This window comes from Pseudomonas sp. IT-P253 (genome assembly GCF_949768125.1).
Lineage (GTDB): Bacteria > Pseudomonadota > Gammaproteobacteria > Pseudomonadales > Pseudomonadaceae > Aquipseudomonas.
Genome location: NZ_CATKPT010000022.1, coordinates 324,549 through 337,282, shown reverse-complemented (window position 1 = coordinate 337,282; position 12,734 = coordinate 324,549). Strand labels below are relative to the sequence as shown.

Below are 12,734 nucleotides of genomic sequence, written 5' to 3'. Positions count from 1 at the left end.
TGCCCTTTCAAAGGAGTTTGCTGGGAGAGTGACGCTGCAACGCACCCCGTGACAGTCGATCCAACAGCAGCGCAATAGCGACAATGGCCAGGCCCGCTCGAAGTCCCAAGCCCATCTCCATCCTGGATAGGCCGCGGGTGACTTCAGCCCCCAGACCGCCTGCCCCCACCAGACCGGCCAGCACCACCATCGCCAGCGACATGAGGATGCATTGGTTCAGGCCTACCAACAGCGTGGGTGCAGCCGTCGGTAGTTCAATTTTGAACAGAATGTCTTTAGGTGAAGCACCGGATGCCTGCCCCAGTTCCAGCAAATCTTTCGGCAACTGTTTGAACGCCAGAGTGGTCAGCCTGAGCATCGGCGGGATGCCGTAAACAATCGTTGCAATGATCGCGGGCACCCGTCCCAAGCTGAACAGCATCACTGCGGGGATCAGGTAAACCCAGGGCGGCACGGTTTGCATGATGTTCAGAATCGGCAGCAACGCTTCATCTACTCGCTTCACCCGGGCAGCCAGAACCCCCAGCGGGAAAGCGATGGCCACCGAGATCAGGACCGCCACACTGACGAGCGCGATCGTCTGGATGGACGCGATCCACAGGCCAGCGAACATACAGAAAGCCAACATCACCGCAGCGAAAACAGCGACCCGCTTATTGGCAAAGAAGAACGCCGCGACGACAACAATACTGATGAATAAATACGGATGGGGAGCAAGCAGCGCTCCCTCCACTGCACCGAGTACCGCCTCAACGACCTGACTGATCCCTTTGAACAAGCCATGTAAATTCGTGTTCAGCCAATCAACGGCAGGCGCCAGGTAATCGCCCGGAGAAAATTGAATGTGCGTTGTCATTGAGAAGCCCCCACTTGCGTCCGTGCAGCACTCTGCGCCAAACGATCCAGAATCATTGTCAGAATGACGATAGCGATGGCTGCGTTGATCGACTTGGCGATATCCAGTGTACGAACGGACCCGTAAATTGCCTCGCCCAAACCGCCCGAACCTACAATGCCGGCTATGACAACCATGCCGAATGCCATCATCAGGCTTTGGTTAACGCCAGCCATGATGCTGGGCATCGCGAACGGTAAGCGGATCTTGAAAAACATCTGCATTCCCGTCACGCCGCTGGCATCTCCCAATTCGATGAACTCCTTGGGCGTCATGCGAATACCCAGGGAGGTCAGTCGTAGAGCTGGGGGAAGCGCGACGATAAAAGTCGCCAACAGCGCCGTGGCGGGGCCGTAGCCGAGCAGCGCAATGGCCGGTAGCAGGTAGATGTAGGGCGGCATCGTCTGAATCAAATCAAGACAAGGATCAACCACACGATCAAAGGCCGGCGCCAGACCCGCGACGACTCCCAGCGGAATGGCGACCGCCAGTGCCAACACAGTCGCAGTGAGCACCAGTGCAAGGGTACTGACTGTCTCTGGCCACAAACCGATGAGGTCGCACAGAAACAATGCCAGACCTGAGAGAATCGCGAAGCGGACGCCGACCACACGCCAGCCAATCAACGCCAGGACAATCGCCACGACGTAATGCGCTGGATAAGCGATGCACCACAGCACACCTTCGTAAATGCCATTCAGCACCGCATTGACGGCATCGAACACGAACTCGCCATTATCTGAAAGCCATTCCAGCCCCGTATCAATGGATGCATCGAACTGACTGGAAAAATCCGGCGTGCTCATGCGGACGCCTCCATCGCATTGGCAGTTGCTACGGGCGCCAATTCATTGGGAATACCTTGCACGCCTCGCAGCAGATCACGCGGGGTAATGATTCCCACCACTGCTCCGTTATCGACGACGGCGAGCGCGTCACGCTCGGACTTCATCGTTAATCCGATGAGTTCATTGATATCGACGTCAAGCGAGGTTTTGGTGAGCCTGGATATATCGCATGTCGGGTGTGCTGCCTTGTAGGCCTGGGGCGACGTCATGACCGAGTGAGCCTTTACCAGATGCAGTCGGGAAATGCCGGCGACAAACTCAGCCACGTAGTCGTCAGCCGGGTTGAGTACTATCTCCTCGGCGGTGCCGACCTGAATGATGGCGCCATCCTTCATGATCGCAATGCGATCACCAATGCGGATGGCCTCGTCCAAGTCGTGTGTAATAAACACCGCGGACTTGCCCAGTTCCTTGGTCAGCTGGCGGAACTCATCCTGCAACTGTCGGCGAATCAGCGGATCAAGCGCGCTGAACGGCTCATCCATCAAAATCACTTCTGGATCGGCAGTCAGTGCGCGCGCCAGGCCGACCCGTTGTTGCATGCCCCCGGACAGCTCGCTGGGATAACGCGAAGTCCACTCGCTCAATCCAACCTTCGCCAACGCCTGCTCGGCCACTTTGTAACGTTCGGCCTTGCCCACACCCTGCACTTCCAGGCCAAACGCGGTGTTCTCAAGAACCGTACGGTTAGGTAGCAAGGCAACGCTTTGAAAGACCATACCGATGTGACGCGCCCTCACCTCTCGCAACTGTGCCGGCGACAAGGATGAAACGTCTTTGCCTTTGACCAGCACCTTACCCGAGCTAGGGGTGATCAGCTTGTTCAGCAACCTTATAAGGGTGGATTTGCCACTGCCGGACAAACCCATGATGCAAAAGATTTCCCCCCGGCGAACCTGGAGACTGACATCGGAAACCCCGACCACGCAGCCGTAGTTTTGCAGGATTTGGGTCTTTGAAAGACCCTGCTGGACAACCGCATCCATGGCTGCCGGTGCACTTTTACCGAAGATTTTCCAAACCGACTGGCAATCTACTAGCACTTCGTCAGTATTAATTGTGGCCATTGTCATTTCGCAATCCATCGAACCAGTTGTTTGCTGGTTTCTTTAATTAATCAAAGGGCGGCAGTGGCAAACAAACAAAACTTAATAGTTCTTGATATTTCCCCAACGATTTACAAGATCTGTATGACTATCAGTCCAACCCTTGATCGCCTCGTCCATGGTCTTGCCATCCTTGACTTCAGCATTCATCGCGGTGATGTCCGTGATAGGCACATACACGCTGGCCATTAGTTCACGCGCACGCGGATTGGCTTCAGTGAAACCTTTGTGTCCGATCCAGTAATAACCCTGCAATGGTGGGAAGACCCCTTTTGGATCTTTCAAGAATTTGAGATCAAATTTCTTGGTCATCCACGATGGATCCCAGACGGTTACCGCCACCCATTCTTTGCGGTCGACTGCCGACTTTAAAGCCGCGGTCATGGCAGAAGTACTGCCTTCGACCAGCTTGAGCTTGATGTCGTACGCTTTGACAACATTGTTCGCGTCACTCATCAAACCCGAACCAGGCTCGATGCCTATGATTCTGTTACCCAACTTGTCCGCGTTTGCGTTCAGCTGTTCGATTGAGTCGATGTCCACGTAACTGGGTACTGCCATGCCCTGATAAAGACCATAGGAGACCGGTGACAGCTTCTCGATTTTGTTTTTGTTCTTTTTCCAGTAATCGGCTGCGGCGTAATCAGTCTGGGATGCCAACACTTGAATGTCCCCTTTGCTGAGTGCAGCGTAGGCGATACCCCACTCGGAAAACTCCACCACTTTTACGGTATATCCAGCGTTCTCGAGTACCTTCTTGGTAATGCCGCTGATAGGCACCAAGTCCTCCCAAGACATCGTGCCCATTACTATATTTTTTTCTTCAGCGTGTGCCTGCAAACTCATCATGCCCACAAGCGCGAGCGCGCAGAATGCCTTCCAGATATTTCGCATGGATTATTCCGTTCTTATTAGTTACTTGTTAAACGGCCTTTATTGGAAAAGCCGACGACTTAAACTTGTTAACCTTCTCGCCCGGCCCAAAACTCATGCCAGCGAATAACCGAACTGACGCCCAGTTTCGTTATTATCTTGGGGGGTAGCTTGCTGGGGCCTGGTGCGTGACTGAAGCTATCGAGAAACTCAGAACGCACACCCGATGCCAACTCCGCAGCCATCACCCCTGCCAGGGTGCTTTTCACAGTACCCAGTCCATTTTCGCAGCAAGCCGAGTACAGGTTTTCTTCAATTTCGCCAAATGCAGCGGCGCTGTTACGACTCAGACACAGACGGCCGGCCCAACTGAATTCCAACGCAGTGGATTTCAATTCGGGAAAGCGGGCATCCAAGGAATGTCGCTGTTCTTTGGCCACCGCAGCTACCCGCTCTGGAGTGACCTGGATACTCGGGTCATAGGTGAACTTTGTACGAATGACAATTCGCGAGAGGCCGTCTGAAGAGATCTTGCGAACGGTCGCGCCCATTGGATCCGCCGGCAGCAACGCCCACCTGGCTTTGCCCGGCACCTCTTTCCTGAATGCATCGTCACTGTACGCTGCCGTCATGGAGGCGTAAGTGAAGACGTGCAACAGGCGTCCTTGATAATGGCCAAAGTCTTCAATGTGCCCGTTAACCCCCAGAATGACCTTGGGTGCGTGCACCGTCCCGTTATGAGATCGAGCGCACCAACCGCTTCCCTGCTTGGTCAATTCAATAATCGGAGAGCGTTCGAACAGCGTGATTTTCCCTTCGAGCCCTGCTGCCAGGTCTCGAATGTATTGTGCAGGTTGAATCAACACTGCGCCGGGGGTATAGATCCCACCGTGGTAATAGGTGGACCCGGTGATTTCACGCATCTGCGCGGCATCAAACATCTCGAACTTTTCGCCAATGCGCTCAAGGGATTTGGCGTAATTGACGTTCAGCTTCAATCCCCGCTCAGTGGCGGCCGCGTTGATCTTCCCTGAAGGGTCGAAGGTGTCTGGGGACATGCCGTACTCGCGTGCGGCTTCAGCGGCAAAAGCAATTGCAAAACGATTTTGCGTGATTTCCAGCGCCGTTGCAGACTCACTCGCCACGGAATATTCCCCGGACGACAGACTGTGCGGCACATCGATCATGAAACCAGAGTTTCTGCCCGACGGCCCCTTGGCGACTTCATGCGCATCGACCACAACAATGCTGTCACCCGGGTGCAGCTGTAAAAGTCTGCGAGCGGCGGACAGGCCGGCAAAACCGGCACCGATAATCAGCCAGTCCGCCGTCACGTTTCCATCAAGCATGCGGACAGGCGCAGTGCGTGCGGAAATCGCCTCCCAACCTGAAACCCCGGTATCTACCGGCAGGCGCTTGATGGTATGGGTGCTCATTTTTCGGTCTCTTCATCCGACCGATCAGACACATCGATCCAGATTGTTTTGATTTCGGTGTACTGGTCATGGGCAAAAATGGATTTATCCCGACCGCCGAAGCCCGACTCCTTGTAGCCACCGAATGGTGTCGATGCGTCGCCCTCACCAAAGCAGTTCACGGTGACGATGCCCGCGCGAATTTCCCGCGACAACTTGATTGCTCGGCGCAGGCTGCCGGTATATACCGAGGCGGCCAGGCCGTAGACCGTGTCATTGGCCAGCGCAATGGCTTCGCAAATCGTGTTGAAGGTGGTGACGGACAGAATCGGGCCGAAGATCTCTTCCTGGAACAGCCTGTTGTCTCGACCAACACCGTCAATCACTGTTGGCTCTACAAAGGCACCATCTTTGGTCGCACCACCGTAAACCACCTCAAGCTTTCCGGCGGCAGCGTGCTCAAGGTACGACTTCACTTTGGCAAAATGCTCAGGGCTGACCAGCGACCCTACGCGGTTTTCCGGATCGAGAGGGTCACCCATTTTCCATTCGTGAATGTAGGCGCCCATGCGCTCTAGCAGCTCGTCTTTAACAGACGCGTGGACGATCAGACGAGAAGTCGCGGAGCAGTTTTCGCCCATGTTCCAGAACGCGCCATTGACGACATGCTGAGCGACCAGATCCAGGTCTTGGGCATCGTCCATCACCACGGCCGGATTTTTTCCGCCGCACTCAAGGACGATGCGTTTCAGGTTCGAATCGGCGGCGTAATGCAGGAAACGGCGGCCGGTCGCGGTGGAGCCGGTGAAGCTCACCATGTCGACATCGTTATGCAAGCCAATGGGCTCACCGACGTCTTTGCCCGTGCCGGTCACAATGTTGAGTACACCGGCGGGTATACCGGCTTCAAACGCCAACTGAGCAACGCGCAACGTGGTCAACGATGTTTGTTCGGCAGGTTTGACGATGACCGAACAGCCCGCAGCGAGCGCCGGGCCGATTTTCCAGGCCAGCATCAGCAGCGGGAAGTTCCAGGGCAATACGCAGCCCACCACGCCGATCGGCTCCCGAACTACCATGGTCAGCGCGTCGCTGCCCACCGGTGCGGTGTTGTCATAAATCTTGTCAATCAGTTCTGCGTGCCAGCGGATCGTGTGGATGGTGTCCGGGATGTCGACCAACTGACATTCACTGACCGGTTTGCCGCTATCGAGACTCTCGAGGACGGCCAGTTCGTGTTGATGGCTTTCAAGCAGGTTTGCAAACTTCAACAGAACCGCTTTGCGCTCCCGAGGAGAAATAGATCTCCAGCGTCCATCCTCAAAGGCCTCCTTGGCATTGCTCACCGCGAAGTCGACATCTTCGGACGAACAAGCTGCGACGTCGGTTAAAAAGTCACCGGTCGCCGGATTGTTCGTGGCGAAGGTTTTGCCAGAGATCGCGGGTTTAAACGCGCCATTGATGAACGCCTCGGATGGCAACGAAATGTCTTTGGCCAGAGCAGCATATTCGGCCTTGCTCAGAAGATCACCCATGGCTCGCTCCCGAAGAAATGTTGGCTACGTTACGTTTGAGTTCAGTAATGACTGACGCGAAACTCTGCTTTTCGTCCACTTCAAGTGGCTGTAATGGCAGGCGCACGTTACCGACTTTCAATCCGGCAACTTCGCAGCCGTACTTGATCGACTGCACGAACTTGCCACCGTCCAGGGCATTCATCAGCGGCATCATTGCCGACATGATTTGACGGCCTTTGTCGAAGTTCTTTTCGATCACGCAGGCTTCATAAAGCGCCACGTGTTCTTTTGGCAGGAAGTTGGAACCTGCGCACACCCAACTGCGGGCGCCCCAGGCAAAAAACTCGAGGGCCTGGTCGTCCCATCCGCAGGACAAGGCGATGTTCGGGAACTGCCGGGCCAGCATATGCACCTGGCCCATGTCGCCGGAACTTTCCTTGATGGCGACGACGTTTTTCGATTGGCTGACACGCGTGAAATATTCTTCGTCCATCGAAACGCACATGCGTCCCGGATAGTTGTAAAGCATGATCGGCAAGTTCGCTGCGCGATCGATAGTGAGCGCGTGAATCGCGTTTTCCTGCGAGGTTGGCAGCGCGTAAGGCGGGGACGTGACGAGAATGGCGTCCGCTTTGATCGATTTGGCATCCTTGGCGTACTGAACCGCATCTTCGGTACGAATCGCCCCGGTGCTGACGATCAGTTGCACCCGAGTGCCGATCACATCTTTGGCGTAGGCCGCCAACTCGGTGCGTTCTTCGGAAGTCTGCGCATAATACTCGCCGGTCGACCCGCCGATAATAATGCCGTGCACCTTCGCCTCAATCAGCGACTCCAAAACTTCCGAGTACACATTCCAGTCAATCTCCCCGTCCGAGTTATAAGGAGTTACTGCTGGCGTATAAATACCTTCAAATTTCAAGATAAATGCTCCGAATGCGAGTTAGGTGGAAGATAAACGAGCGCGTCAGCTTGGATGCCTTGAGGCGCGATAAAAATCTCCATGTTTTCACGGGACAGTTCCCAATGCTCAAACACGAGATCAACTACGGCACTTTCATCACGCCGTTCAATGGCTTCAATAAAAGCGTCATGATGTCCGGCAGATTGCTCGAGTCGTTTCTCCATGTCCCCGTTTTGAGGGCGAAAAAACGTATTGCCGATACGAGCATGATCAATAAGCAATCTTCCCAGGCTAGGTTCCAGGTAATGATTGCAAGCCATTTCACCGATGATGGCGTGAAACCGATTGTTCTCAACAACCATCACAAGTGCATCTTTTGAAACAGTGGCTTTGCGAAAGCGTTTCTGGGTTTCTTTTAAATCAATCAATTGGCGTGGCTTGAAATTTTGTACCGCCAGGCGGCCAATGGCTGCATAGATCATTGGCGCTACCAGAAAGAAGTTTCGAAGAGTCGCATAATTCATGGGAATGACCCGCGCGCCTCGATTTTCTTGAATGTCTATATAACCTTCGCCAGCCAAACGTCTGAACACTTCACGAACAGGCGTTCGCGATAGACCATAACGCTCACTAATAACAACCTCGTCCAGCGCTTCATCCGGATCAAGTTCCATTGTCAGAATCTGACGCTTCAAGTCTTCGTAAAGAGCACTTTTGCTGCCTTTCACAAATGACCTCCAAGGGTTGTTTTGCCGACTAGTACGGTTAACTGTTGAATCCAGACTGGCATGGGCCAAGAAGTCGGTCAATAGAGTGTATTTCTGGCGTATACATTTCTAGATGGGTGCTTCATTTGTCCTGAAAAATAATTTCTCCTTTGTTTTCAATGATTTGAATTTTCCTCATCAGAGCTGCGACGTCAATCGATAACATTTGTTTATGCATTGATAAGAGTAAATGTTTCTTGTTGATGCATGATTGCCGTCGTAGCCTTACAACAGCGATATTCTACCGACGAATTGGATAAGAGACTTTCTCGTACATTCGTTCCATTAGTTAGTATCTGTTTGCCCAAGCTCGAATAAGGAGCGGTAGAAAAAATGCTATTGATGCAAACATCGGCATTACAGAAATGTCTGCATTAGTAAGGACTCGAACGAAATGAGTGCACGGATGGCACCACCATCCAAGAAGGCACATTTTTCGTAAGACGCTTCCTGGACGTGGCAAAGCGTTCCGGTTCGCGGATAGAAGCAGCACGGTTTGATGGGCTTGCATCCACAGACGGTACTGCGAACTCAAGACCGTTTGGCCTCACCTCGCTGAGCAGGCTGAATGTGTCGCCCCCTTGGTATTTTGGAGTGTGTTGACCGTGAGCACTAAATCGGCAGTTTCAAATCTAATCGCGCAGCGCAAACCTGACCACGCGCTGCCAGGTGCCCTTTATAGCGATCCAGACGTTTACAGACAGGATCTGGAACAGATCTGGCACAAAAGCTGGATCTTCGCAGGGCACACATTTGAGCTGGAGAAGTCGGGTCAGTACCTGTCGCTGCAAATCGGCGACTACCCCGTCGCGATCGTCCGTGGCGCAGACAAACAGATTCGGGCCTTCCACAACTCCTGCCGTCATCGCGGTTCCAAGGTGTGCCCGGAAGCCAGCGGTAAGGTAGCCAAACTGGTGTGCCCGTACCACAAATGGACATTCGAGCTGGACGGCAGACTGCTTTTCGCCGGGAACATGGGGGACGATTTCGACAAGTCTCAGCATGGGTTGAAGTCCGTGCATTGTGAGGTGGTCGAAACGTACATCTATGTATGCGTCGCTGACGTCGCCCCAGACTTTTCCTCTTTCAGAAAATCCGTTACTCCTTTCGTTGCGCCTCATAATCTGGACGACTGCAAGGTCGCGTTTGAGTCGAACATCATCGAAAAAGGCAACTGGAAACTGGTTTTCGAGAACAACCGCGAGTGTTACCACTGCGATTGTACTCACCCGGAATTGATGCACTCATTCGTGGACAACCCATCAGTGGGCGGCGCCGGCGGCGATGAAGATCTCGAACTCAAAGAGCACTGGGATCGCTGCGAGGCGGCAGGGCTGCCTAGCCGATTGGTGATGGACGATGAGGGGCGCTTCCGAATGACACGCATACCCCTGTTTTCCGGGGCCGTCAGCTACACAATGGATGGCAAGCCTGCGGTCGCTGGGCGGTTGGACAGCTCCGGTGAAGCCAACATTGGAGCGCTGCTTTATTTCAACTACCCATCAACATGGAACCACTTTCTGGGCGATCACGCGCTGAGCTTCCGCGTACTGCCCCTCGGTCCGGGCGAGACGTTGGTCACTACAAAATGGCTCGTCAAGAAGGACGCGCAGGAAGGTGTCGACTACGACATCGATCGCCTGACCAAGGTTTGGCTTGCAACCAATGACCAGGATCGCACCTTGGTTGAAGGCGCACAGGTAGGTGTCAGCTCTCCTGCTTACGAGCCAGGCCCATTGTCGGTGGCCAGCGAAATTGGTGTGTGCCAGTTTGATGATTGGTACTGCAAAATGATGCTTGAGCAGCTCAATGACACGATCCCGTTAAGATCTGTAGGCTAAGTACAAAACTGCCGGTGGTGAGAACCACGAATGATCACCACCGGCACACCCAAACCTCTCTTCTCCTCGCACCCCGAGTCACTGCTCAGCCAGTGCTCCTGTCTTCTAAACAGCTCAGGAAAACTGGGCGAGAATCCAGTCTCTTAGTCGACAACACGCGTCATCATTGATCCGGTCTTCACGAAATGTCAGATAGTGCTGACTTTCATGGAGAACCACTTCCTCTTCGATCGGCCGAATCAGCGTGCCGTTTTCGATCAGGTTTTCGACCAGGTGATTCCATCCCAGCGCTACACCCTGGTGTGTCAACACCATGCTGATTACCAGGTTGTAGTCATTCGCGTTGAAAACGTGAGGGCTGTCGTGGGGTCGTTTTTCAATATCAACATCGTGATAAGCCAGCCAAACGCCCCAGTCAACGTGCTCCGCTACCTGGGATCTGCCATAGGGACTGAGGTTTAGCAAAACCCCATCGCGCAATCCTTCCAGGCTGGACAGCTCAGGGTGCTCCTCTTTGTAACGAGGTGTGCACACCGGGTAGATGACGTCATGAAACAACGGATAACTGCGGTAGCCATCCTGAATCCTGGCCATTTTTGTGATGAAAATGTCCGGAGTTACACCCGGCTCCATCGACAAGAAGTTTTGAGTGGTTACCAGATTGAGGTCGATGTCTGCGTTCTTGGTAAAAAACCCCGGTAGCTTCGCTGCGAGCCAGAGGGCTGAAAACGCAGGAGAACAGCAAAGTGTCAACGTTCGCTTGCCTGCATTGTTGGTGCGAATGCGCTCCGCCGCCTGGGAAATGTTGACGAAAGATATCTGTGCAGCATCAAAAAAAATGGATCCGGCTTCCGTCAACTCGACTGCTCGCCCCACCCTCTTGAAAAGATCCACCCCAAGGTACGCCTCAAGCTCCCGAATCTGACGGCTGATTGCCGCTTGAGTAACGCACAGTGCTTCTGCCGCACGCGTAAAGCTCTGATATTTGGCGGCTGCTACGAATGACTTCACTGCTTTCAGAGACGGCATTTTCAGCAGCGTCATGTCTGGATCGATGTGCTTAACCATAACCTAGAGTATTGAATATCCGGTTCGGGGCCCTTTGGAGGGCCGTTAGGGACGAGATCGGCGAGAGGGTTCCACTTAGAGCCTACGCTGGAGAGTAGCTGAAACAGAGGGGCTAAGACAGTGCCAGCGGCATTCGTCTTCGCAACTAGCACTGCCGCTGTCGCAAATTGACACAACCAAATGATTGATAACATGGCGTTATTGATTGGTTGGAAGAAATGTTGTTAGACGCTGACTCTATTAGGTAATAACTTGGTTCTCAAGGTACTGCTTAATTCAGCGCTGATAAAACAAAAATAATAAACATCACATAATAAAGAGGATGGTCACAATGACTAATTCCCAACCTTTCTCCCAGCTTGACTGCCCCCACAAGCACCGCCTTAACTGATCAAGACACGTACACCTAAATTCTTGATCTTACGTCGTAATTGCAGCAGGAGGGGTTATGAGTCTTGGTGACGAGATACTCTCGGTAAAAAACATTTACAAAGTCTTTGGCGCGCAGCCAAAGCTCGCGATGGAGATGCTGGCCCGTGGTGCTGACAAAAATGAAATTTTCAGCAAAACCGGTCAAGTCGTTGGCGTTTTCGATGCCAGTTTCTCCGTAAAACGCGGTGAGATTTTCGTCATCATGGGGCTTTCCGGTTCTGGAAAGTCGACGATGGTTCGGCTGTTCAACCGACTGATCGAACCGACCTCCGGCACAATCCATCTCAACGGCCAGGAAATCACCGGTCTGTCGGATGCTGATCTTCTCAGCGTTCGGCGCAAAGATATGAGCATGGTGTTTCAGTCGTTTGCCCTTATGCCCCACATGAGTGTGATCGACAACGTTGCTTTCGGCCTGGAAATCTCGGGTGTCGCGGAAAGTGAACGGCATAAACGTGCACTCGAGGCACTCAAACAGGTGGGACTCGATGGCCACGCCTACAGCTATCCGCACCAACTTTCCGGCGGTATGCAACAGCGGGTAGGCCTGGCCCGAGCGCTGGCCAACGACCCCGCCATCCTGCTGATGGACGAAGCCTTCTCGGCACTCGACCCGTTGATTCGCCACGAAATGCAGGGCGAACTGATCCGCCTGCAGGCAGAACAGCATCGCACCATCATCTTCATCTCCCATGACATTGACGAGGCGATTCGCATCGGCCATCGCATTGCGATCATGGAGGGTGGCCGGGTAGTACAGATCGGTACCCCGCAAGAGCTGCTGTGCAACCCCGCGAACGATTACGTCAGAGCTTTCTTCAAAGGCTTTGATGCCTCGAAGATCCTCAAGGCTGGGGATGTTGCCAAAATCTGCGCAGAGCATCCGTATGCCATGGATCAATCCACTCCTACGCTGCGCGACGATGTACTCCTGCAGGACGTCTTTCACATCGTTGCTGATGCCGTTAATCCAGTGGCCGTGCTGGATCGCCAGGGTGTGTTCAAAGGCACGATCTCCAAGAGCCTACTGCTTCAGACAATGAGCCGACACTAATAGGCTCTATTTGC

The 12,734-nt window shown here is 53.6% G+C and carries 11 protein-coding genes; 2 read left to right on the top strand and 9 right to left on the bottom strand.

The annotated features are described in order from the left end of the window. Positions 1 to 7: 7 nt before the first annotated feature. The 8 genes from ACM6IR_RS14270 to ACM6IR_RS14235 form a co-directional block, all read right to left on the bottom strand. A complete protein-coding gene (locus tag ACM6IR_RS14270; protein WP_414908306.1) occupies positions 8 to 856 on the bottom strand; it encodes an ABC transporter permease in 849 nt (282 codons plus the stop codon). Beyond that, positions 853 to 1,701 carry an ABC transporter permease gene (locus ACM6IR_RS14265; protein WP_414908305.1) on the bottom strand — a complete coding sequence of 283 codons (849 nt, stop codon included), beginning with the start codon at positions 1,699 to 1,701 and terminating at the stop codon, positions 853 to 855. The genes ACM6IR_RS14270 and ACM6IR_RS14265 overlap by 4 nt, the downstream gene beginning before the upstream one ends. Continuing rightward, complete coding sequence (locus ACM6IR_RS14260; protein ID WP_414908304.1) at positions 1,698 to 2,816, bottom strand: quaternary amine ABC transporter ATP-binding protein; 1,119 nt, start codon at positions 2,814 to 2,816, stop codon at positions 1,698 to 1,700. Before ACM6IR_RS14260 ends, ACM6IR_RS14265 begins: the two co-directional genes overlap by 4 nt. 75 nt (positions 2,817 to 2,891) lie before the next feature. After that, positions 2,892 to 3,743 (bottom strand): glycine betaine ABC transporter substrate-binding protein, encoded by an 852-nt coding sequence (locus tag ACM6IR_RS14255; protein WP_414908303.1) that lies wholly within the window; start codon positions 3,741 to 3,743, stop codon positions 2,892 to 2,894. A gap of 68 nt (positions 3,744 to 3,811) precedes the next feature. Next, positions 3,812 to 5,158: an NAD(P)/FAD-dependent oxidoreductase gene (locus tag ACM6IR_RS14250; RefSeq protein WP_414908302.1), complete on the bottom strand. Its 1,347-nt coding sequence runs from the start codon at positions 5,156 to 5,158 to the stop codon at positions 3,812 to 3,814. Then, complete coding sequence (locus tag ACM6IR_RS14245; protein ID WP_414908301.1) at positions 5,155 to 6,672, bottom strand: aldehyde dehydrogenase; 1,518 nt, start codon at positions 6,670 to 6,672, stop codon at positions 5,155 to 5,157. Before ACM6IR_RS14245 ends, ACM6IR_RS14250 begins: the two co-directional genes overlap by 4 nt. Beyond that, a complete protein-coding gene (locus tag ACM6IR_RS14240) occupies positions 6,665 to 7,576 on the bottom strand; it encodes a dihydrodipicolinate synthase family protein (RefSeq protein WP_414908300.1) in 912 nt (303 codons plus the stop codon). Before ACM6IR_RS14240 ends, ACM6IR_RS14245 begins: the two co-directional genes overlap by 8 nt. Beyond that, positions 7,573 to 8,286 carry a GntR family transcriptional regulator gene (locus ACM6IR_RS14235; protein WP_414908299.1) on the bottom strand — a complete coding sequence of 238 codons (714 nt, stop codon included), beginning with the start codon at positions 8,284 to 8,286 and terminating at the stop codon, positions 7,573 to 7,575. Before ACM6IR_RS14235 ends, ACM6IR_RS14240 begins: the two co-directional genes overlap by 4 nt. A gap of 644 nt (positions 8,287 to 8,930) precedes the next feature. On the opposite strand from ACM6IR_RS14235, the gene ACM6IR_RS14230 reads away from it, so the two are divergent. After that, positions 8,931 to 10,166, top strand: coding sequence for an aromatic ring-hydroxylating oxygenase subunit alpha (locus tag ACM6IR_RS14230; RefSeq protein WP_414908298.1), 1,236 nt, complete (start codon positions 8,931 to 8,933; stop codon positions 10,164 to 10,166). A gap of 114 nt (positions 10,167 to 10,280) precedes the next feature. Here ACM6IR_RS14230 and ACM6IR_RS14225 read toward each other — a convergent pair whose 3' ends face one another. Next, a complete protein-coding gene (locus ACM6IR_RS14225; RefSeq protein WP_414908297.1) occupies positions 10,281 to 11,234 on the bottom strand; it encodes a LysR family transcriptional regulator in 954 nt (317 codons plus the stop codon). Positions 11,235 to 11,682: 448 nt separating this feature from the next. Between ACM6IR_RS14225 and ACM6IR_RS14220 the strand changes: the two genes are divergently transcribed. Further along, complete coding sequence (locus ACM6IR_RS14220; RefSeq protein WP_414908296.1) at positions 11,683 to 12,720, top strand: quaternary amine ABC transporter ATP-binding protein; 1,038 nt, start codon at positions 11,683 to 11,685, stop codon at positions 12,718 to 12,720. The last annotated feature ends 14 nt before the right edge of the window (positions 12,721 to 12,734 follow it).